The organism is Rhodococcus tukisamuensis NBRC 100609, from assembly GCF_001894985.1.
Taxonomy (GTDB): domain Bacteria; phylum Actinomycetota; class Actinomycetes; order Mycobacteriales; family Mycobacteriaceae; genus Rhodococcus_G; species Rhodococcus_G tukisamuensis.
Genome location: NZ_BCXG01000001.1, coordinates 233373 through 254376, shown reverse-complemented (window position 1 = coordinate 254376; position 21004 = coordinate 233373). Strand labels below are relative to the sequence as shown.

The 21004-nt window shown below is 70.2% G+C and carries 19 protein-coding genes; 12 read left to right on the top strand and 7 right to left on the bottom strand.

The genetic code is table 11. The annotated features are described in order from the left end of the window. Positions 1-2: 2 nt before the first annotated feature. The 4 genes from RT2_RS01165 to RT2_RS01150 form a co-directional block, all read right to left on the bottom strand. Positions 3-746: an ABC transporter ATP-binding protein gene (locus RT2_RS01165; protein WP_072842678.1), complete on the bottom strand. Its 744-nt coding sequence runs from the start codon at positions 744-746 to the stop codon at positions 3-5. After that, entirely contained in the window at positions 743-1504 is a 762-nt protein-coding gene (locus RT2_RS01160) for an ABC transporter ATP-binding protein (RefSeq protein ID WP_072842677.1), read from the bottom strand. The genes RT2_RS01165 and RT2_RS01160 overlap by 4 nt, the downstream gene beginning before the upstream one ends. After that, positions 1491-3815 carry a branched-chain amino acid ABC transporter permease gene (locus RT2_RS01155; protein WP_083576992.1) on the bottom strand — a complete coding sequence of 775 codons (2325 nt, stop codon included), beginning with the start codon at positions 3813-3815 and terminating at the stop codon, positions 1491-1493. The genes RT2_RS01160 and RT2_RS01155 overlap by 14 nt, the downstream gene beginning before the upstream one ends. Before the next feature lie 71 nt (positions 3816-3886). Further along, on the bottom strand, positions 3887-5281 hold the full coding sequence (locus RT2_RS01150) for an ABC transporter substrate-binding protein (protein WP_072842829.1): 1395 nt from the start codon (positions 5279-5281) through the stop codon (positions 3887-3889). 396 nt (positions 5282-5677) lie between these two features. Here RT2_RS01150 and RT2_RS01145 point away from each other — a divergent pair, with 396 nt between their 5' ends. The 8 genes from RT2_RS01145 (at position 5678) to RT2_RS01110 (ending at position 12680) form a co-directional block, all read left to right on the top strand. Then, positions 5678-6967: an inorganic phosphate transporter gene (locus tag RT2_RS01145; RefSeq protein WP_083576991.1), complete on the top strand. Its 1290-nt coding sequence runs from the start codon at positions 5678-5680 to the stop codon at positions 6965-6967. A gap of 1 nt (position 6968) precedes the next feature. Next, positions 6969-7241, top strand: a complete 273-nt coding sequence (locus RT2_RS01140; protein WP_072842676.1) for a hypothetical protein — start codon at positions 6969-6971, stop codon at positions 7239-7241. A 34-nt stretch (positions 7242-7275) separates the two neighbouring features. Further along, entirely contained in the window at positions 7276-7695 is a 420-nt protein-coding gene (locus RT2_RS01135) for a DUF3349 domain-containing protein (protein ID WP_072842675.1), read from the top strand. Further along, positions 7692-7997 (top strand): DUF3349 domain-containing protein, encoded by a 306-nt coding sequence (locus RT2_RS01130; protein WP_072842674.1) that lies wholly within the window; start codon positions 7692-7694, stop codon positions 7995-7997. The genes RT2_RS01135 and RT2_RS01130 overlap by 4 nt, the downstream gene beginning before the upstream one ends. Before the next feature lie 149 nt (positions 7998-8146). Continuing rightward, a complete protein-coding gene (locus tag RT2_RS01125) occupies positions 8147-9520 on the top strand; it encodes an NAD(P)/FAD-dependent oxidoreductase (RefSeq protein WP_072842673.1) in 1374 nt (457 codons plus the stop codon). A gap of 67 nt (positions 9521-9587) precedes the next feature. Further along, positions 9588-10739: an o-succinylbenzoate--CoA ligase gene (menE, locus tag RT2_RS01120; RefSeq protein WP_072842672.1), complete on the top strand. Its 1152-nt coding sequence runs from the start codon at positions 9588-9590 to the stop codon at positions 10737-10739. Positions 10740-10851: 112 nt separating this feature from the next. Beyond that, positions 10852-11847, top strand: a complete 996-nt coding sequence (locus RT2_RS01115; RefSeq protein ID WP_072842671.1) for an ATP-binding cassette domain-containing protein — start codon at positions 10852-10854, stop codon at positions 11845-11847. Further along, on the top strand, positions 11844-12680 hold the full coding sequence (locus RT2_RS01110; protein ID WP_072842670.1) for an ABC transporter permease: 837 nt from the start codon (positions 11844-11846) through the stop codon (positions 12678-12680). The genes RT2_RS01115 and RT2_RS01110 overlap by 4 nt, the downstream gene beginning before the upstream one ends. Before the next feature lie 54 nt (positions 12681-12734). Here RT2_RS01110 and RT2_RS01105 read toward each other — a convergent pair whose 3' ends face one another. After that, positions 12735-16070 (bottom strand): AfsR/SARP family transcriptional regulator, encoded by a 3336-nt coding sequence (locus RT2_RS01105; protein ID WP_072842669.1) that lies wholly within the window; start codon positions 16068-16070, stop codon positions 12735-12737. A gap of 92 nt (positions 16071-16162) precedes the next feature. Here RT2_RS01105 and RT2_RS01100 point away from each other — a divergent pair, with 92 nt between their 5' ends. Further along, positions 16163-17032 (top strand): 1,4-dihydroxy-2-naphthoate polyprenyltransferase, encoded by an 870-nt coding sequence (locus tag RT2_RS01100; RefSeq protein WP_072842668.1) that lies wholly within the window; start codon positions 16163-16165, stop codon positions 17030-17032. A 13-nt stretch (positions 17033-17045) separates the two neighbouring features. Here the strand turns inward: RT2_RS01100 and RT2_RS01095 are convergent, their stop codons facing one another. Both RT2_RS01095 and RT2_RS01090 read right to left on the bottom strand, forming a co-directional pair. Continuing rightward, complete coding sequence (locus RT2_RS01095) at positions 17046-17489, bottom strand: hypothetical protein (RefSeq protein ID WP_139191198.1); 444 nt, start codon at positions 17487-17489, stop codon at positions 17046-17048. Positions 17490-17544: 55 nt separating this feature from the next. After that, positions 17545-17925 (bottom strand): phage holin family protein, encoded by a 381-nt coding sequence (locus RT2_RS01090; RefSeq protein WP_072842666.1) that lies wholly within the window; start codon positions 17923-17925, stop codon positions 17545-17547. Positions 17926-18156: 231 nt separating this feature from the next. Between RT2_RS01090 and RT2_RS01085 the strand changes: the two genes are divergently transcribed. The 3 genes from RT2_RS01085 to RT2_RS01075 all read left to right on the top strand — a co-directional run bounded on the left by RT2_RS01085 (position 18157) and on the right by RT2_RS01075 (position 20968). Further along, entirely contained in the window at positions 18157-18966 is an 810-nt protein-coding gene (locus RT2_RS01085; RefSeq protein ID WP_072842828.1) for an alkaline phosphatase family protein, read from the top strand. 146 nt (positions 18967-19112) lie between these two features. Then, entirely contained in the window at positions 19113-19796 is a 684-nt protein-coding gene (locus RT2_RS01080) for a phosphonatase-like hydrolase (RefSeq protein WP_083576990.1), read from the top strand. A 44-nt stretch (positions 19797-19840) separates the two neighbouring features. Continuing rightward, positions 19841-20968 carry a TIGR03364 family FAD-dependent oxidoreductase gene (locus RT2_RS01075; protein WP_072842664.1) on the top strand — a complete coding sequence of 376 codons (1128 nt, stop codon included), beginning with the start codon at positions 19841-19843 and terminating at the stop codon, positions 20966-20968. Positions 20969-21004 lie beyond the last annotated feature (36 nt).

Here is a 21004-nt window from a genome sequence, read left to right as displayed (position 1 = left end):
CGTCATCCTCCTAGGTAACTGGTAGATAGTTCACGGTCGATTTCCTGCGGGTCCCCGCTGCGGACCACCCGGCCCTGCAGCATCAGCGCCGCGGAGGTTGCGATCGGCAGCACGGCACGGGCGAACTGCTCGGCGACGAGGATCGACAGTCCCTCCTCGACGAGTTGTCCGACGATGTCGTACATCTCGGTGACCACCCGAGGTGCCAGGCCCATCGAGAGCTCGTCGAGCAACAGCACGGTCGGTGCCGTCCCCAGTGCGCGGGACAGCGCGAGCATCTGCTGCTCGCCGCCGGACATCGAGCCGGCGATCTGGTGGCGACGCTTGCCGAGGATCGGGAAGCGCTCGTACGCGGCGGCCTCGAGGTCCTTGAGGCTGGCGCCGGTACCCGTTGCCACCCAGAGGTTCTCACGCACCGTGAGGTTGGCGAACACCCCGCGGCCCTCGGGGATGGTGCAGATGCCCAGTCGGGCGAGCTCGGAGGCGTCGACGCCGTTGACGCACCGGCCCGCGAGCCGGAACTCGCCTGCGGACACGGGCATGATCCCCGAGCACACCTTCAACGTCGTCGTCTTGCCGCCGCCGTTGGGCCCGAGCAACGCGACGACGGTTCCCGGGTACAGCGCGAGGTCCACCCCGCGCAGCACCTCGATGGGACCGTAGGCGGCCCGCACCCCGACCAGCTCCAGCAACGGTTCCGGGTGCGCTGCCGAGGGATTCGACGTGTCGATCGCCGGTGCCGTCATGCCACCGCCTCCGTTCCGATGTACGCGGCGATCACCGCGGGATCCTTCTGCACCTGCTGCGGGGTTCCCGACGCGATCAGGGCGCCGTAGTCCAGCACGTGGATCTGCGAGCACACCCGCATCACCAGCGGCAGGTCGTGCTCGACGAGGCAGATGGCGAGACCGTCCGACGCCAGCCGCACCAACAGCTCGGCGAAGTCGTCCGTCTCCTTCTCCGTCTGCCCGGACGCCGGCTCGTCGAGGAGCAGTACCCGCGGGTCCGTCATCAACGCGCGGGCCACCTCGACGACGCGAGCCCGGCCGGTGGGGATGTCCGAGACATCCTGGTGCGCAACGTCCGCCAGACCCGTGAGCTCGAGCAGCCGGTCGGTCTCCGCCTCGACGTCGTACCTGCGCCGGGTGCCGCTGCGGTGGATGTCGCCGGCGACCCGAAGGTTGTCCCGCACCGACAGCGACAGGAACAGTTCCAGCCGCTGGAAGGTCCGGGCCAGGCCCATGTGCGCCCGCTTGTACGGCGCCTTCCGGGTGACGTCGACGCCGTCGATCAACACCTGACCACTGGTCGGCTTCTGCAGACCGGTGACGGTGTTGAACAGTGTCGTCTTGCCGGCGCCGTTGGGTCCGATCAGGCCGGTGACGGTGCCGCGGTGCACCGCGATGCTGGCCTCGTCCACCGCGGTGTGCCCACCGAATCGGACGGTGATGCCCCGTGTTTCGAGCAGCGGGGTGGCCGGATCCGGCAACTCACGAGACCCCATTGACAGTCAACTCCTTCACCGTTTCCGTCACGTTGACGGCGGGCTGGACGACCGGGCTCGCCGCGGGCAGCGCCCGGACGGGCGGAACCGTCACTGCGGGCAGGCCGAGTTCGTTGTCCAGCCGGATCCGGCCCTCCTCGGTGTAGGGCTCGTCGATACCGACCAGTTCCGGCGGCGTGGTGCGCCGCCGGGCCAGCTCCTCCTCGCCCAGGACCGCGGCGGGCATCACCATCTGGCCGATCACCGGGAGCAGGAACACCGTCGCGATGGTCAGCGACGCGAACCACCAGTTGTCGAGCATCCCGGTCAGCGCCAGCACGTACAGCACTGCCACGAACGCGGCGCCGCCGAACAGCACGGGCTTGGCGTTGCGCAGGGTGCGGTAGCCCTCGACCACCTGGTGCACGCTGCCGGACGGGTTGTGCCCGACGCCGATACCGATCAGCGCGGGGCTGACCGCGGCGATGTTGCCGAGCAGCAGGTACAGCCCCTCGAGTTCGGGCTGCGCCTTCGCGAGGTTGTTGAACGAGACCATGATGATCGCGAAACCGACGCCGGCCATGACGCCGCCGAAGAAGGCGCCGCTGACGTAGCCGATGCCCGCGACGACGGTCAGCATCAGCAGCGACAGGCTGATGATGATGGTGAAGCTGTCGCCGGAGACCGCGCCCATCGCACTCGACATCAGGATGCCGCCGAGGCCCGCGATGGCGGCGGAGATCATGAACACGCTGAGCTTGAGCTTGACCAGGTTCTGGCCGAGCATCGCGGACGCGGCCGGGCTGTCCTTCATCGCGGCCAGCCGCCGGCCGTAGCCACTGTTGCGCAGCGCCACCACCGCGACGCCGAGCACGGCGAACAGCACCGTCGCGGTCATCAGGAAGGTGGTCTCGTTGTCCAGGTCAAGCGGGCCCACCTTCAGCGGCGGGATCACCAGGGAGCCACCGGTGAAGATGGAGAACTTCACCCCGAACAGCTCGTGCTCGGTGGTGTCACGCAGCACCATGTTGGACAGGAACACGCCGAACGCCATGGTCGCGAGCGCCAGGTACAGGCCACGCAGACGCAGTGCGGGCAGCGCGACCAGGCCGCCGACCAGTGCCGCCACCAGGACGCCGAGCACCACACCCAGCACGGTGAGGCGCTGCGCCAGGCCCGAGCCGGAGATCCCGAAGTGGTACACCACGATCGTGGCGACCGCGCCGAACGACAGTGGCGCCAGATTCATCTCGCCCGCGTACCCGGTGAGCACGGTCAGTGACAGCGCGACGATCGCGAAGGTGATGCCGATCGTGAGCGTCGAGATCGCGGACTCCACCATGAGCAGGCGGATCAGGTACACGATCACGATCAGGGCCGCGCCCCACGCGACGGCCTTGCGCACGCTGGGCACGTGGTACCGCTCCCGGGTGCGGACGGCGGCGCCGCGCAACCGGTCCTGCGGCAGCACGATCAGCACCACGAACAGCGCGATCATCGGCAGCGAGACCCGCAGGTTCGACGTCCACGTCCAGGTGGTCGGCGCGTACCCCAGCAGGTAGGTGCCGGCCAGTCCGAGCACCACGGCGCCGACGAAGGTGCGCGGGATGCTGCGCAACCGACCGAACATCGCGGCCGCGAAGGCGTCGATCACCAACAGGGTCAACAGGTTTGCCTCGAGGGTGCCGCCGCTGATCGGGGTGACGAGGATGCCGGCGAGGACGGCCAGCATCGAGCTCAGTGCCCAGGAGAAGCCGGCGATCCGCTCGGGGTTGTGCCCGCTCAGCCGCAGCAGGTCCGGGTCGTCCACGACGCCGCGCATGGTCGCGCCCATCCGGGTGCGGGTGAAGAGCAGCCGCAGGCCCACCGCGATGGCGACGGCCGCGACGAGGCAGAGGATCTCGTGGTAGCGGACGGTGGCGCCGAAGAAGGAGACCTTGCTGTTGTCGCCGAAGAACATCGTCAGGGTGCGCGGCTCCTCGGGGTGCCAGAACCACTGCGAGAGGAACAGCATGCCGAGCATGATCGAGACGGTCACCACGATCTTGGTGACCTCCGCGGTGTCCCGCAGGCCCCGCATGATGAGGAAGTACAGCGCCAGTCCCATGAGCGGACCGAAGACACCGAGCACGATCAGCAGGGCGAGCGGGGTGGGCAGGTTCCAGCCGACGCGCAGCTGCCAGTAGAGGAACGCGCCGAGCATCGCCTGGGCGCCGTGCGCGAAGTTGAAGATGCCTGAGGTGTTGTAGGTGAGCACCAGCCCGGAGGCTGCGATCGCGTACACGGACCCGAGCACGAGGCCCAGGATCGTGAACGTCACGAAAGTGTCCATGTGAGAACCCTTGTTCTAGGACGGAGGGCGGCGGAATCCGCCGCCCTCCGTCGAGAGGAGCGAACTGTGGGTCAGGCCTGCGGCTTGATCACATTCGGTCCGAGGAACTTCGTAGCGACCCGGTCGGGCCCGAGGTCCGTGCCCCAGGTCGACTGGTCGGTCTTGACCAGGTACGCGTCGTCGCACTTGAACTCGCCCGTCACGCTGGGGAACGCCTGGGTGTACTTGTCACCGGTCAGCTCGACCATCAGGCCGCACTTGGCCGGGATGTTCTTGCCGGGGTCGGTGGCCGCGTGCAGTCCGCCGCCGTCCCAGTCGTGGATCTTGGCGAGCTCGTCGACCATGCACTGACGGGTCAGGTCCGAGCCGCACTCCTTGGCCGCGGTGGCCCAGAGCAGGAACGAGGAAGTGGACTGCATGCCCAGCAGCGCGGTCTTGCCGCCCTCGGCGGAGACCAGGTCCAGGTACTTCTTGACGGCCGGGACCTTGTCCGCGTTCTCGAGCATCTGGAAGGTCATGCCGGCGTTGAGGTTGTCCAGGACGCCGCTGCCGGAGTTGAAGGTCTGCGCGGAGTTGCCGTACCAGGTGGCCTCGCCGAGGATCACCGGGTCGATGCCGGCCTGGTCGATCGCCTTGAAGAAGTTGAACTCGTTGGGGACCGGCGAGCGGGAGGTCCACAGGCCCTTGACGCCGCACTGCTTGTACTTCTCGGCGAACGGCACGTAGCTGGGCTCGCCCTGGTAGTTGAGCGTGACGCCGCAGTCCTTGAGCTTGAACCCGGCCGCCTCCGCGATCGAGCGCACCTTGGTCAGCGAGGTGATGATCGTGGGCATGGTGGAGCCGACCAGGTCGAACTCGGTCTTGAGGTCGGGGCGCAGCTCGCCCATCTGGAACCACGCCGAGCCGTTCGCGTAGTCGACCGGGAACGGCACACCCTGGAAGGACATCGGGCCGTTGGCGGCCTCCGGCGAGACGGTGAACCCGGGCACCGCCGCGAGGTTGCAGGCGACGCGGGTCTGCTCGGCGGTCTGGTCCATCGCGAAGCCGTGACCGACCAGCATGAACTCGGAGCGGCAGGCCTCCTGCATGACGGTGTTGGCCTGCGTCATGGCGGCGTCGTAGTCGGTGCCTACGATCTTGCGGCCGTTGATGCCGCCCTGATCGTTGCACCAGTCGATCATCGCGGCGACGGCGTCGGACATCTCCTTGTTCAGACCGGGGCTCTGCGCGTAGCCGCGGTCGTCGCCGTATCCGATCTTGATCTCGGTGTCGGTGACGCCCTGCTCGGTCGCGCCCTTCGCGTCGCCCGTGCCACACGGCGAGTCCAGGGTGCCGAACTTCGTGTCAGACGACGCCGCCGCCTCGGTGCCCGCCGCACTGCCCCCGGCGACCGGCACGCCGGCATCCCCACCCCGGTCCGTCGCGCAGCCCGTGACAAGCGTCGCCGACAAGGCCAGCGCGGCCATCAGCTTGGCCGTGTTCTTTCGTTTCACGTTCGGTGTCTCCTTCTCGCCTGCCCGGGTGGGGCCGCACTGGTCTGGACTGGCGAACTCTCGGCCGGTGGCCATGCCGGCCCGTCGAATCAGCCGTCGGGCAACGTGTTCTGCGTCACTCGATTCGAGGAAGGTAGCCAGCGCGAACCCCCAGCCCGGGGCAGGTCCCGGTGAGTGAGACATCCGAGTGAGCCCGCCCACACGCCAGCTCGGGCTGTGACGATCCACACTCCCGTCCGGGTCGACAGCGGCCTGTACACCGGTTATGGAAAAAGGGCCAGGACGATACCCGCTCCGTGTGCGGAAGCGCACTCCCAGACGGCGCCTACTGGCTCGACTTTTACGGTTTCGTAACGGAGGATCTAGCCCGTGAACGCGGAACTCATCGTTCTTCTCGTCGTGGTCGTCACAGCCCTCGGGTTCGACTTCACCAACGGCTTCCACGACACCGGCAACGCGATGGCAACGTCCATCGCCACCGGGGCACTGAGACCCAAGGTCGCGGTGGCGCTTTCCGCAACCCTGAACCTGGTCGGCGCGTTCCTCTCCGTCGAGGTCGCCGCCACCGTCGCGAAGGGCGTCGTCAACCTCGACACGGTCAGCGGCGAGGCCCTGCTGATCATCGTCTTCGCCGGACTCGTCGGCGGCATCCTCTGGAACCTGCTCACCTGGCTGTTCGGCATTCCGTCCAGCTCGTCGCACGCACTGTTCGGCGGCCTGATCGGCGCCTCGATCGCCTCGCTCGGGGTGAACGGGGTGGTGTGGGACGGCGTGCTCAGCAAGGTCGTGGTGCCCGCGATCCTGGCCCCGGTGGTGGCCGGACTGATCGCGACCGTCGGCACCTGGCTGATCTACCGGATCACCGCCAACGTCCCCGACGGCCAGAAGAACACCGGGTTCCGGCTCGGCCAGGTCGGCTCGGCCTCCCTGGTCTCGCTGGCGCACGGCACCAACGACGCGCAGAAGACGATGGGCGTGATCTTCCTGGCGCTGGTCGCACACGGGACCATCACCGCCGACACCGCGATGCCGTTCTGGGTCAAGGCCAGCTGCGCCGTCGCCATCGCCCTGGGCACCTACCTCGGTGGCTGGCGGGTCATCCGCACCCTCGGCAAGGGGCTGGTGGAGATCGCCGCGCCGCAGGGCATGGCCGCCGAGGCTTCCTCCGCCGCGATCATCCTCACCTCGAGCCACCTGGGCCTGCCCCTGTCGACGACGCACGTCGCGACCGGCTCGATCATGGGCAGCGGCGTCGGCCGCCGCGGTGCCGCCGTGCGCTGGGGCGTGGCCGGCCGGATGGGCGTCGCCTGGCTGATCACGCTGCCGTCGGCCGCGCTGATGGGTGCCGCCTGCTGGGCTGTCGCCCACTACATCGGCGGCCTGCCCGGCGTGCTGGTGGTGTTCGTGGCCCTGATCTCGCTCTCCGCCTGGATGTTCCTGCACTCGCGCAAGCAGCCGGTGGATCCGAGCAACGTCAACGCCGACTGGGAGGAGGGCGCGGTCCCGACCAAGGCCGAGACCGACCTGGCCGCCGGCCTCGCCGCCGGCGACCTGGCCGCCGTCGACTTCGCCGACATCCCGGCGCCGCCGGTCGTGCCCGACACGGTCCCCGACTCCGTCACCGACTCCGTGACCGACTCCGCGATCCGAGGAAACTGACATGGATCTCCTCGTCACCACCGCCAACTCCCTGTGGCAGGTCATCCTGGTCGGGCTGCTGCTCGGCGCCGGTCTGCCCGCCCTGTTCGCCCTCGGTCTGCGCTCCCTGGCCGCCGGTTCCGACGTCGCCGCGGACGGCACCGTGACCCGCCGCCCGCTCGCAGTGGCCGGGGCTGTGGCATGTTTTGCAATCATCGTGATCGCGATCGTCGTCGGCATCCTGTTCGTGATGTCCGATTTCCTGAATCACACCTTCGGTATCGAGCTGTTCTGACGCCGATCACCGCGAGTCGAGAGGAAGTCCTCCCGTGAGTACCCCGGTCAAGCCGACCTTCCCCATGTCTGTGGTCAAGTGGCTTCGCGCCGGCTACCCGCATGGCATCCCGCCCAAGGACCGCATCCCGCTGGTGGCGCTGCTGGCCCGCAAGCTGACCGCCGAACAGATCGGCGAGGTCGCCGTCGAACTGGCTGAGGCACGCGCCGAGTTGGCCGACCCGGACGCGGCCGCCGCCCACATCACCGAGGCGGAGATCGCCTCCCACATCGCCGACCTGACCCGGACCGTCCCCTCCGAGGTCGACGTCATCCGAGTCGGCCGGGTACTGGCCGCGGCGGGCTGGCCGCTGGCCGACGAGCATCGCCTGGCGACCGGATTCGGCCCCGACGAGACGTCCGTCGCGGACGCGGCCGCGGAAACGGATGCCGCCGCCCCGGACGCCGGTCCGTGAATCGGCCGCAGTTCCTCACCTCGATCATCGGGTGGCTGCGGAAGGGCTACCCGAACGGGGTTCCGGAACAGGACTACGTCCCGCTGATCGCGCTGCTGTGCCGCCGGCTCTCGGACGAGGAGGTGGTCGCGGTGACGGATGCGCTCATCGAGCAGGGTCAGGCGCCGATCGACCGCGTCGAGATCGGCGTGCTGATCACCCGGCTCACCGACGAGATGCCGCTCGAGTCCGACATCGCCAGGGTCAGCGAGCACCTGACGACGGGCGGCTGGCCGCACGAGGACCCCTCGATCCCGTCCTGACAGGGCAACGTGTCCCTGCACCGCCGTCGGACCCTTCGGCATCCGAGTAGTCCCGCGACCGAAGCAAGTGGTCGACTACTCGCGTCGGTCCTGCGGAGCCCGCCGAGACTGGAGTCATCCAATCTCGTCGGGTCTGCAGAGGAGTCGTCATGACTGTCCGCAACGAGCATGCCGTGGTGATCGGCGCCGGCGTGGGCGGGTTGCTGGCGGCCCGGGTGCTCAGCGACCTCTACGCCAGGGTGACCGTCGTCGAGCGGGACCAGCCCGTCACCGAGCCGACCGCCCGGCGGTGTGTGCCGCAGGGCCGCCATGCCCATGCGCTGCTCGCCCGGGGCGGGGCCGTGATGGAGGAGCTGTTCCCCGGGTTCATCGCCGAGCTGGTCCAGTGCGGAGCCGTCACCGGCGATATGCTCGCAAACTTCCGGTGGACGCTGAGCGGGCACCGGCTGGCTGCGGGCCGCTCCGGCATTCGGAGTGTCTGTGGGAGCCGACCGCTGGTCGAGTGGCAGCTGCGCAACCGGGTGCGGGCGCTGCCCGGGGTCACCATCACCGACCGGTGCGCTGCGCTCGGTGTCATCACCGACCAGAGGCGCCGGACCGTCACCGGACTGATGGTGAGCCGCACCGCCGGCCGGACCGTCGACGACGTCGTCGACTGCGACCTCCTCGTCGATGCCTCCGGGCGCAGCTCACAGACCCAGGCCTGGCTCGAGTCGCTCGGGTACCCGAGACCGGACCAGGACAGTCTCACGATCGAGCTCGCGTACGCCACCCGCCACTACCGGCGCCGGCGCACCGACCTCGGCGGCGATCTCGGAATCGGCGTCGGCGCGACACCCGAGGCGCCGCGGGGTGGCGCGATCATCGCGCAGGAGGACGACGGCTGGATCGTGACCCTCGCCGGGTACGGCGCCGACGAACCACCGCTGGACCCGGCCGGATTCGCCGAGTTCGCCGCGTCGCTCTCCGCTCCCGACTTCGGCGCTCTGATCGCCAGTGCCGAACCTCTCGACGACCCGGTCCGCTATCGGATCCCCACCGCGGTGCGCCGCCACTTCGACGCCGCGAGGCTGCCCGCGCACTACGTTCCGTTCGGCGACACGATCTGCTGCTTCGATCCCGTCTACGGCCAGGGCATGAGTGTCGCGGCGACCGAGTCGCTCATGCTGCGCGAGAGTCTCGAGACGAGCCGGACGCGGCCGGTCAGGTCGTTCCTGCGGGCGGCGGCCCCGCTGCTCGACGATGCCTGGCAGATGTCCTGCGACACCGATCTGCGCATCCCGACGGTCGCGGGCACTCGCACCCGGCGAACGCGGATGGCCAACGCGTACGCGGCCCGCGTGCACCGGGCGGCCGCGGCCGATCCCGAGGTCGGCGCCGCGTTCCTGCGGGTCGTCAACCTGCTCGAGCGGCCCACGTCGTTGCTGCGGCCGCAGATACTGGCTCGGGTGCTCCGGGAGAACCGTCCGTCGACCCGAACCCGCGACGTCCCGGTCCCGGTGCCGGACGGGCTCCGGGCCTGACCGCGGCGCCGCGCACCACCCCCGCTGTCGCGCCCCCCGCTCTGGCAGCATTGAGCCGGTGAGTTCGATGCTGCAGACCCTGCCCGTCCCGTCCGGCGCCCGGGCCGCCGAGGTGCTCCCCCGGCTGGCCCGGGCGCTCGACGGCGTCGGCCCCGCACTGCTGCCGGTACCGGCCGACGACGCCCTCGAGCGCGCGCGTCTGACCGAGAGCCTGCGCCCCGGCGAACCCGTCGACGAGTCGGTCGCGCTGGTCGTGGCCACCTCCGGATCCACCGGCGTCCCCAAGGGCGCCCTCCTGAGCGCGGCCGCACTGCGGGCGAGCGGTGAGGCCACCCATGCGCGGATCGGCGGCCGGGGCGGGTGGCTGCTGGCGCTGCCCGCGCACCACATCGCCGGGATGCAGGTGCTCGCCCGGTCGGTGCTGGCCGGCACCGAGCCCGTGATCATGGACGTGACAGGGGGTTTCGACCCGGCCGCACTGCCTGCCGCGGTCACGCGGATGGCCGGGCCCAGACGGTACACCTCGCTGGTGCCCACCCAACTGATCAAGGCGCTCGAGGTACCCGAGGCCTGCGCGGCGCTGGCCGAACTGGACGCCGTGCTGCTCGGCGGCGCCGCCACCCCGGCTCCCGTGCGGGCTCGGGCAGAGGCCGCGGGCATCACCGTGGTGCGCACCTACGGGATGAGCGAGACCTGCGGCGGCTGCGTGTACGACGGCGTCGCCCTCGACGGGGTGGAGGTGCGCATCGAGGACGGCCGGGTGCTGCTCGGCGGCCCGACGCTGGCGTCGGGCTACCGCGGCCTGCCGGATCACCCAGCCTTCGCCGAGCCGGGCTGGTTCCGCACCGACGACGCGGGCACGCTGACCGACGGCGTGCTGACCGTGACCGGACGACTCGACGACGCCATCTCCACCGGCGGCCTGACGGTGGTCCCGCAGGTGGTCGAGGCCGCGCTGGCCAGTCATCCCGCGGTCGCCGAGTGCGCGGTGATCGGCCTGCCGGATTCGCGTCTGGGCCAGCGGGTTGCGGCCGTCGTGGTACCGACCGCGGGTGCCGCACCGACTCTCGAGCAGTTGCGCGCCCACGTCGAGACCACACTCGACGCCACCGCCGCCCCGCGCGAGCTGCACCTGGTCGACGTCCTGCCCCTGCGGGGACCGGGCAAGGTGGACCGGCGGGGGCTCGTCGCCCGGTTCGGCGGTCCCGCCGCGCCCTGAACGGGGAGCTCTCCCCGGCGACGGCGGCCGCATGCGCGACGCAAGTGCCGCGCAAGGCCCGCCCCGCACAGTGGTCCCGACACCGAAGGAACCCTTCGACGTAAGGACACCCATGAACCTCTCCGCTCCCCCCGCCATCGAGGCGGTGGGGCTGGTCAAGCGATTCGGCGACCACACCGCGGTCGACGGCGTCAGCCTCATCGTCCCCACCGGCGCCGTCTACGGCGTGCTCGGGCCGAACGGCGCCGGCAAGACCACCACGATCCGCATGCTCGCCACCCTGCTGCGCCCCGACGCGGGCGAGGCCCGCATCTTCGGCCACGACGTGGTCCGCGAGCCCAACGCAGTCCGCTCACTGGTCGGCGTCACCGGCCAGTACGCCTCGGTTGACGAGGACCTCACTGCCACCGAGAACCTGATGATCTTCTCCCGACTGCTCGGGCTCTCCCGCGCCGATGCCCGCCGCAAGTCGGCGGAACTGCTCGAGGAGTTCGACCTCACCGAGGCCGCGACCAAGGCGCTCAAGTACTTCTCCGGCGGCATGCGCAGGCGACTGGACCTGGCGGCCAGCCTGATCGCGCACCCGCCACTGCTGTTCCTCGACGAGCCGACCACCGGGCTGGACCCGCGCACCCGCGCCCAGATGTGGGAGACCATCCGCCGTCTCGTCGCCGAGGGTTCGACGGTCCTGCTGACCACCCAGTACCTCGACGAGGCCGACCAGTTGGCCGACCGGATCGCGGTGATCGACCGCGGCGAGGTGATCGCGGACGGTACCGCCGACGAGCTCAAGGCCTCGGTCGGCGTGTCCTCGCTGCAGCTCAAGGTGGTCGACCGGGCCCACACCGAACGGACCCGGGTGCTGCTGGCCGAGTCGCTCGGGGTCGAGGTCGCCGTCACCCCCGAGGCGGGCCGGCTCACCGCCCCGCTGACCGATCCCTCCGTCACCCCCGAACTGCTGATCCGGTTGCGCGAGCACGGAATCGCGGTCGACGAGATCACCGTCAGCAAGCCGAGCCTCGACGAGGTCTTCCTCACCATCACCGGACACGGCGCGGACCAGGTCGACCCCGCAGCGGAGTCCGGCACCGAACGGAGCGTCGCATGACCACCACCCTCGCACCCGGCACCGGGCGCACCGACACCCGTCCCCCGACACCGCCCAGGGCTCGGTCGATCAGCCTCGGCCAGTCCGTCGCGAACTCGCTGACCATGGCCTACCGCGGCCTGCTCAAGGTGAAGCACAACCCCGAGCAGCTCTTCGACGTGGTCATCCAGCCGGTGATCTTCACGGTGATGTTCACCTACATCTTCGGCGGCGCGATCTCCGGTGACGTGGCGTCGTACCTGCCGATCATCATCCCCGGAATCCTCGTGCAGACCGTCATCACCGCCTCCATCGTCACCGGCACCCAGCTGCGTGAGGACATGGACAAGGGCGTCTTCGACAGATTCAAATCTCTTCCCATCGCCCGCATCTCGCCGCTCGCGGGTGCGCTGCTCGCCGACGTCGTCCGCTACGGCATCGCCACCACGATCACATTCGTGGTGGGAATCGCGATGGGCTACCGGCCGGGTGGTGGCGTGGTCGGAGTGGTCGCGGCCGGTCTGCTGGTGATGGTGTGCGCGTTCTCGATCAGCTGGATCTTCGCCCTGATGGGCGTGCTGATGAGCAAGGCCTCCTCGGTGCAGGGCATCTCGATGCTCGTCCTGTTCCCGCTGACGTTCATGTCCAACGCTTTCGTACCCGCCGACACCATGCCCGGCTGGATGCAGGCGTTCGTGAATGTCAACCCGGTCTCGCACGTGGTGACCGCCGTCCGGGAACTGGTCAACGACGGGCATGCCGGCATCCACGTGGTGTGGGCACTGCTCGGCGCCGCGGCCGTCGTCGCGGTGATGGCCCCGCTGACCGTGCGGATGTACATGCGCAAGACCTAGCAACACGGTGGCCGGTGCCCGGGTGGGCACCGGCCACCGCGGCGTTCCACCCGGTCAGCCGCGGGCGGCCAGCAGCTCCAGGATCTCGGCGCGCGCGCCGTGGCGCGCCCGCCGGGCGACGGCGGCGAGTTCCGCGTCGACCCGCTCCGCGCCGAGGACCGTGCGCGCCGCGTCCAGGTGCCGCACTTGTTGCATGGACGGGAAGTCCTGACGGGCAGCGACTCTGGCGGACAGGACGAGCAACCTCAGCCCCGCCTCCGGGTCCCGTCCGGTCGCGATGTCGAAGCTACCAACGGCGCACGCGACCCCACCGGTCTGCGGCAGGTCCGGATAGCCGTCGGCCCCGAGGCGCTGCGCCACCAGGCGCGCGCACAGATCGACCAGCTCCGAGATCTCCGCGGCGCGGCCGGCGAGCACGTGCGCGGCCACCGCGGCGGCGGCCACCATGAAGGTGAACGGATCGGGGCTCCCCGTCATCGCCGGCCACCCCGCCAGGTCGAGGGCACGGCGGTACCCACGCAGGCCGGCGTCGACCGCGCCGTCGGCGAGGTCCGCCTCGGCAAACGCGGCGGCGATCGAGGCTGCGCTCTGGTGGTCACCGGACGCCGCGGCCCCACCAGACGCCGGGGCTCCGCGGGACGCCGCTCCCGTACCGGACGAGGCGCCAGGCGGCTGCGCGCCGTCGAGTTCGCGACGGGCCTCCTCGACTCGTCCCGCACCGACCAGGGCGGCCCCGATGTAGCTGCGCAGTGTGGTGCTCTCCTCGAATGCATGCAGGTCCCAGAGGATCTCGGCGGCCTGTCGGTAGTAGCCGACCGCCTCCCCGTAGCGCGCGGACTGACCGGCCAGGCTGCCGAGGTGCTGGCAGACCATCGCCAGGCCCCAGACGTCGCTCTCGGCCCGCGCGAGTTCCAGCGCGGCCAGGCCGTCCGCCTGCGATCCGTACAGGTCGCCGTTGTTCTCCCGCAGGTTTGCCCGAGCCATGAACGCCGCGCTCCGGGTCGACGGATCCGGTGACCGCACCGCGTGAGCAAGCCTGCGCGCCATCCCCTTTCCCGACGGCGGCATCACCATCAACGAACCGTCCAGCCGCAGCGCCGGGTCGATGTCCGTGCGCGTCGCGAGGATCCGGCGCAGCAGGAACCGCGCCACCGCCAGCTGCCTGCTGACCCCGCCGAATGCCATGTGCGCCCCTGCCATCAGGTAGGTCAGCACGAGGAGGTTCCCCGGCACGTCCTCTGGGCCGTAGGCGCGGGGGTCGATGTCGATGATCCGCGGCGCCAACGCGATCACCTCCGAGTGCGCACCCCGCGAGGACCACAGCGCGCCGAGCACCGGGAACACCGTCAGGGCCGTCCGCCCGTCGCCGACGGACAACGCGTGCCGCAGCACCGCGAGCAGGTTGTCGTGCTCGGCCTCGACTCGATGCGAGGCGGAAACCTGCGCTCCGCTGAGGAACTCACGTACCGCGGCGAGGCAGAACTCCTCAGCCCAGGCCGAGGTGTGTGCCGCCACCTGGTCCGCCTCCTCCGCCCGCGTCAGTTGCTCGTCGCCGAACTCACGGACCGTCTCGAGCATGTGGTAGCGCAGACCGAGCGAGCCGGGGCCCTCGACCACGGACAGCATCGACTGGTTCACCAGGCCCTCGAGGGCCGCGGCGAGGTCGGCCACCTCGCCCCATTCCGCCACGGCGGCGGCCCCGTCGAGGGTGAAACCCGCTGGGAACCGGCACAACCGGCGCAGCGCCGCCCGCTGGTCGGGTTCGAGCAGGTTCCAGCTCCACTCGATCACCGCGTGCAGCGTGCGATGGCGTTCGGGCGAGGTCCGGTCGCCGGAACGCAGCAGCGCGAACCGGTCGACGAGCCGGGCGTTGATCTCGGGCACGCTCATCGTGCGCACCCGGGCCGCCGCGAGCTCGATGGCCAGGGGCAGCCCGTCCAGGGTCCGGCACAGCTGGGCCACCTCGACCGGGTCGAGTCGCACCGACGGCCGGACCGCCTGCGCGCGGGTCCGGAACAGATCGGTGGCGGGCGATCCGGACTCGTCGATCGTCAACGGCGGCAACGGGTACACCGACTCCGCCGTGATCGCCATCGGCGCCCGGCTGGTTGCCAGCACGGTCAGGTGCTCGCCGGCCGACACCAGGTCGGCCACCACGTCCGCGACGTCGTCGACCAGGTGCTCGCAGTTGTCGAGGATCAGCAACGACGGCCGCGCCGACAGCGCGTCGCGAAGCCGGTCGCGGGCACCGTGCAGCCGGGCCCGCGTCAGTCCGGCACCCGGCGTGACCTCCACCTCGCTGAGCCCGAGCGTGCCGCTGATCGCCGCGACCAGGTCCTCGCCGCTGCGCAGCGAGGCCAGCTCGATAAGTGCGACCGGAATCCGCTCCGCGGCACGTGAACCGAGTGCGTGCGCGACCCGGGTCTTGCCCGTCCCGCCCGGCCCGAGGACGGTTACCACCCGCGCGACCTCCATCAGGTCCTCGATCGCGGCCAGGTCTGCGTCGCGGCCGAGCAGCAGGTTCGGCGCGGCCCGCAACCCGACGGAGTTCGGAACCGGCCTCGCGCCGCCGGCGCCGGGCGCGTCCGGGCCTGGCCGCACCCGGACCGCTGCCCCCAGCTCGCCGGTGAGCACGGCCCGGTTCAGCTCGACGAGCCGCGGAGACGGGTCGGCGCCGAGTTGGTCCACCAGCCGGCCGCGCAGACCGGCGAACACGTCCAGCGCGTCGCCGGTGCGGCCGAGCCGGTAGAGCACGGTCATCAGCTGCTCGTGCGCGTTCTCGTCCAGCGGGGCGCGTTCGGCTCGCTCGCGCGCCAGCGGCAGCGCCTCGTCCAGTTCCCCCGCCGCCACGAGCGCGGCCAGCTCGACCGCCGCCAGCGCGGTCAACCGCGCGGCGGCCTCCGCGCCGAGGTCGCGCGCCAGGTCACCGTCGGGCAGGTCCGCACCGGGCTCGCCTCGCCACAGGGCCATGGCCCGGCGAACCGTGTCGACCGCCTCGCGGGGTGCGCGCTCGGCGAGCTGCTGCTGCGCCTGCTGTTCCCATATCCGGGCCAGTGTCAGGTCGACCTGGGTTCGGGCGAGCTCGAGTCGGTAGCCGGCGGGACCCATCTCGATCGCGCCCTCGGGCAACGCCGCCCGCAGCCGGGAGATCTGGGTGTGCAGGGCGTTGCTCGGCGAGCGCGGCGGGTCATCGCCCCAGACGTCCTCGATCAGTGCCTGCGCGGTCCGCGCGCGGCCGGGCCGACAGGCCAGCGCCACCAACAGGCTGCGGGCCCGCGCTCCCGGCAGTGGAACCAGGCCGCCGTCGCGGCGCGTCGAGACCTCGCCCAGCAGTGCCACCTCGATGTCTGCGGGCGACCTGGTCGCGGCGACACTCGTATCCGGATTCACCGGCGCCCATGCTAGTGCCCCGCCGGAGCGCGGGCACCCGGTGATCGACGGTCCGTGCCGCGACCCATACGAGCGGGTGCGAGGATCGACGCATGGCTTCTGTCTCCGAATGGATCGAAGGTGCCCGCCCGCGCACCCTGCCGAATGCGATCGCCCCGGTACTGGTGGGGACCGGCGCGGCCGCCTCGATCGGCGGTGCCGTGTGGTGGAAAGCCGTGCTGGCATTGGTGGTCTCGATGTCGCTGATCGTCGGCGTCAACTTCGCGAACGACTACTCCGACGGCATCCGCGGCACCGACGACGAGCGGGTGGGGCCGCTGCGCCTGGTCGGCTCGAAGGTGGCCTCCCCCGCGGCGGTGAAGGGTGCCGCCTTCGGCTGCTTCGCCGTCGCCGCGGTGGTCGGCGTCGTGCTGGCACTGACCTCGGCCTGGTGGCTGATCCTGGTGGGCGCGGTCTGCATCCTCGGCGCCTGGTACTACACCGGCGGCCGGAACCCCTACGGGTACAGCGGGTTCGGCGAGATCGCCGTGTTCGTGTTCTTCGGGCTGGTCGCGGTGTGCGGCACCCAGTTCGTGCAGGCCGGCCGGGTGGACTGGGCCGGCCTGGTCGCGGCCGTCGCCGTCGGGTCGTTCTCCAGTGCGGTGCTGGTCGCGAACAACCTGCGCGACATCCCCACCGACACCGAGTCCGGCAAGAACACCCTCGCGGTGCGACTCGGCGACGCCCGCACCCGGACCCTGCACCTGGTGCTGCTGGCGGTGCCGTTCGTGATGACACTGGTGCTTGTCGCCCGCACCCCCTGGGCACTGGTCGGACTGCTCGCGCTGCCGCTGGCGGTCAAGGCGAACGCGCCGGTGCGTTCGGGCGGCCACGGCATGGCGCTGATCCCGGCACTGGCCGGCACCGGGCTGACCATGCTGGTCTGGGGCGCGGTCACCGGGCTGGCGCTCGGGCTGGGCTAGTCCCTCGGCGCGGTCACAGCGCCGAGCAGACGAACGGCGCCACCCCGGCGTACATGTTGTCGAACGGGTTGGCGTCCACGCCCGCCCCGAACGCGGCGACCCCGACGGGGTTGAGGATCAACGCGTTGGACCGGGTGTCGTGGTCGTAGACCACGCTGCGCCCGGGCGCGATCTCCGGCGCGAACTCGCGCGCACCGAAGGTCAGCGGGATCTGTACCAGGGTGCCCACGCCGCGCACCGGCGCCGAGCCGATGTTCGTCACCGTCGTGAGGACGTGTGCGGTGGTGCGCCAGTCGGCCGGGCCGGTCCCCGTCGTCGTGCAGCGGTAGCCGACCGACACCGCGAGGTCCCCGATCCCGACGCTGCCGGCGCTCGACGCGGCGGCTCTCCCGGCGCCCACCGTGAGGGTGACGGCCGCCATCGCCGCCGCGACGGCAATTGCTCCTCGAGCCTGCACGGCGACCTCCGCGCGGTTGGCGACCTTTCCTACTGGTGTGTCGTCGCCGGGCCGGTCAGCGTTTCGCGGACGGGAACACCGCGGTGAGCACGAAGTTCACGACGGAGATGATCAGGGCACCCCACACCGCCGTCCAGAAGCCCTCGACGGAGATGCCCCAGTCGGTGGATTCGGTGATCCACGAGGTCAGCAACAGCATCAGCGCGTTGATCACCAGCGTGAACAGGCCGAGGGTGAGGATCAGCAGCGGCAGCGACAGCAACTGCACCAACGGCTTGACGAAGGCGTTGACGACGGTGAACACCAGCGCGATGAACAGCACCACCCACAGCCCCGAGTAGTCACCCGACGGGGTGGCGATGTCGATGCCGCTCACCCACTGCGCGGCCAGCCAGATCGCGACAGCGTTGATCACCAGACGTATCAGAAAGCTCATGACCAGGATGCTAATCCGCCGTCGACGTATCCCCGGTGTGCAGAGTCACCGCCCGTCCCAAATCACAGTCGCCACCGAGCTGTTGTCCTACCGATGTTCACCGTCTCGCCACCACTCTGCGCGGAATCGGACAACCGGAAGTGTGAGCCTCGTTTGAGCCTATTCGGGCGATTGATCACGTTTCGGGACGACCAGCGTCCCGGAGCCCTTCTGAGATGAGTGGTGGTACCGGTGCGTCGCAAGGTGTGTCTGTTCGGTGTCGACGGAGTGCGCGCGGACATCGCGCTCACGGAGCGCGGCATGCCGTGGCTCGCGGAGCTTGCCGACGCGGGTCGTCGGCACGAGATGACCGTCGAGCCGCCCACCCTGTCGGGCCCGAGCTGGTCCACGATCCTGACGGGTGCCTCTTACCCGGAACACGGGGTGCTCGACAACAGCTTCGTCGGCAAGCGCCTGGCCGCCCACCCCGACCTGCTGAGTCGGGCCTTCTACGCCGATCAGACGACGACCACATTCGCGGCCGCGAGCTGGCCGCCGCTCGTCGCCGCCGGCGGGCTCGGGCCGGTCGTCCACGAGCGGCGCGAGCAGGCGGTCGCCGGCCTGCATCGCGTGGTGGTGCGCGACGGCGAGACCAACGGGTACCCGGAGGCCGACGGCCAGATCATGGCCCAGGCTCGGTGGATGCTCGTCAACGAGGGGCCGGACGTCAACTTCGTCTACTTCTGCTCGGCCGACGATGCCGGGCACCTGCACGGCGCCCGGTCCGACGAGTACGGCGTCGCCCTTGCGCTCGTGGACTCGCACCTGCGGACCCTGACGGAATGCATCGCGGCCCGGGCCGAATCCCGGGACGAGGACTGGCTCTTGGTCGTCACCACCGATCACGGCCACCTCGACTCCGGGGGGCACGGCGGCGCAAGTGACGAGGAGCGAGCATCATTCGTCGTCACCCACCGGTTCGGGCGTCCCGATGTCGAGTGGCCGGACCGTGTCGAGCCGGCCGAACTGACGCCACTGATCCTCGACTACCTCAATCAGTAAGTCCTGTCCGCCATTTCGCTCCCTATTCACCTGGCGGACAGCAATCCTCAACCACGGCACCACATTCGGTCCACCTCTGTCGGCTAATTTTTCCGGGTACCCGAAAAGTCCGTTGTGCGGCTTTTCCATTGACTGAGGAGTACCCCTTGCTCTCGCTCGTAGCACTCGACATGGCCGGCACCACCATCGACGAGGGCGGTGCCGTGTACGCATCGCTGAAGAAGACCGTCGAGGCCGTGACCCGCACGACCCTCAGTGAGGAGCAGTTGCGGTCGGCGATGGGCGCGAACAAGCGCGACGCCATCCGGGCCTTCCTCGACGAGTTCGGCATGGACTCCTCGACGGCGACCGTGGAACAGATGTACCAGGACTTCCGGGTCGAACTGGTGTCGGCGTACGTCGCCCATCCGCCGAAGGCACTGCCGGGTGTCGAGGACGCGTTGGCCCGCCTTCGCGCCAACGGCATTCGGGTCGCGCTGACCACCGGCTTCAGCCGCTCGATCGCGGCACTGATCCTCGACAACATCGGCTGGACGGTCGGCGAGGGCCCGGAGCACACCGTGGACCTCGTGGTGACGGCCGACGACGTCGCCGCGGGCAGGCCCGCGCCGGACCTGGTCCTGCACGCGATGAAGGTCTTCGGCATCGAGGACCCGCAGCAGGTGCTCTCGGCCGGTGACACCGAGCTGGACCTGGTCTCCGGCACGAAGGCAGGCGCGCGCTTCGTGGTCGCCGTCAGCACCGGTGCGCAGTCCGTCGAGTTGCTGCAGACCTTCCCCCACACGGACGTCTGCGACGTGCAGGACCTGCCCGAGCTCCTCGGCGTCTGACGCCGGCGTCAGCACCGAACACGGGAATCGTCATGTCTCGATCAATGTCACAAGATCAGTTCGACCTGGCGGTGGTCGGGTCGGGCATCGTCGGCCTCGCCCATGCGGCCCTCGCCCTGGACCGGGGGCTCCGCGTCGTGGTCGTCGAGCGTCACGACCGTCCGGTGGGCGCGTCAGTCCGGAATTTCGGGCATGTTGGCATCACCGCGCAGAGCGGGGAGGGCCTCGCGTACGCGAAGGCCGGGCGCAGGCACTGGCTGAACTTCGGTGCCCGCGCGGGGTTCTGGGTCGGCGAGCTGGGCACGCTGGTGGTGGCCCGGGCAGACGACGAGGTGGAACTGTTGCGGGAGTTCGCATCCCAGCGTGACGGGGAGGTCGCGCTGCTGGACCGCGACGCGGTTTCACGGCATGCCTCGATCAAGGACCCGGCATTGCGGGGCGGCGCCCTGTTCACCGAGGACGTCCGGGTCAGCTCCCCCGAGGCCATCCCCGCGCTGGCCCGCTACCTGTCCGAGGAAGGCGTCGAGTTCCGCTTCCGGACCAACGTCACCGGCCTCGACGAGGGGGTGGTGCACACCAGCAGGGGCGAGATCCGGGCCACCGAGATCGTGGTTGCCGTCGGACACGACACCGACATGCTCAGCCCGAGCACGGCCGAAGAGATCGACCTGCAGCGCTGCTCCCTGCACATGCTCGAACTCGACTGCCCGACCGGCTCGCACTTCGACCCTGTGCTGCTCACCGGGCTGTCCGTGCTGCGCTACAAGGGACTGAGCGGATGCGCTGCGGCACAGGAGGTCCGGTCCCGGATCGAACGAACAACACCCGACCTGTTCGAACTCCTGGTGAACCTCAAGATGTCACAACGCCCCAACGGCCGGCTCGTCGTCGGCGACACCCACGTCTACGGACACACCCACGACCCGTTCCGCGACGAGGCCATCGACGACGTGCTGCTGCGCGAGTTCCGGCAGCTGCTGGGCGCGGACCTGACCGTGCGCCGACGTTGGACCGGCGAGTACGCCTCGTCGACGCAGGTCGACTTCCTGATCGCCGAGCCCACTCCTCGGGTCCGCTACGTCAGCGTCACCAACGGCACCGGCATGACCACCGCGTTCGGGCTCGCAGAGCACGTGCTCGAGGCCGCGCTCACACCTGCCGCGGCCCGCTGAACACCACGCCCACAACCTTCACAGACGAGAGAAAGC

What these genes read in the sequence shown, in the direction of transcription:
- RT2_RS01165 (WP_072842678.1), bottom strand. Translation starts at nt 746, where the DNA reads ATGACGGCACCGGCGATCGACACGTCGAATCCCTCGGCAGCGCACCCG.
- RT2_RS01160 (WP_072842677.1), bottom strand. Translation starts at nt 1,504, where the DNA reads ATGGGGTCTCGTGAGTTGCCGGATCCGGCCACCCCGCTGCTCGAAACA.
- RT2_RS01155 (WP_083576992.1), bottom strand. Translation starts at nt 3,815, where the DNA reads ATGGACACTTTCGTGACGTTCACGATCCTGGGCCTCGTGCTCGGGTCC.
- RT2_RS01150 (WP_072842829.1), bottom strand. Translation starts at nt 5,281, where the DNA reads ATGGCCGCGCTGGCCTTGTCGGCGACGCTTGTCACGGGCTGCGCGACG.
- RT2_RS01140 (WP_072842676.1), top strand. Translation starts at nt 6,969, where the DNA reads ATGGATCTCCTCGTCACCACCGCCAACTCCCTGTGGCAGGTCATCCTG.
- RT2_RS01125 (WP_072842673.1), top strand. Translation starts at nt 8,147, where the DNA reads ATGACTGTCCGCAACGAGCATGCCGTGGTGATCGGCGCCGGCGTGGGC.
- menE (WP_072842672.1), top strand. Translation starts at nt 9,588, where the DNA reads ATGCTGCAGACCCTGCCCGTCCCGTCCGGCGCCCGGGCCGCCGAGGTG.
- RT2_RS01115 (WP_072842671.1), top strand. Translation starts at nt 10,852, where the DNA reads ATGAACCTCTCCGCTCCCCCCGCCATCGAGGCGGTGGGGCTGGTCAAG.
- RT2_RS01110 (WP_072842670.1), top strand. Translation starts at nt 11,844, where the DNA reads ATGACCACCACCCTCGCACCCGGCACCGGGCGCACCGACACCCGTCCC.
- RT2_RS01100 (WP_072842668.1), top strand. Translation starts at nt 16,163, where the DNA reads ATGGCTTCTGTCTCCGAATGGATCGAAGGTGCCCGCCCGCGCACCCTG.
- RT2_RS01090 (WP_072842666.1), bottom strand. Translation starts at nt 17,925, where the DNA reads ATGAGCTTTCTGATACGTCTGGTGATCAACGCTGTCGCGATCTGGCTG.
- RT2_RS01075 (WP_072842664.1), top strand. Translation starts at nt 19,841, where the DNA reads ATGTCACAAGATCAGTTCGACCTGGCGGTGGTCGGGTCGGGCATCGTC.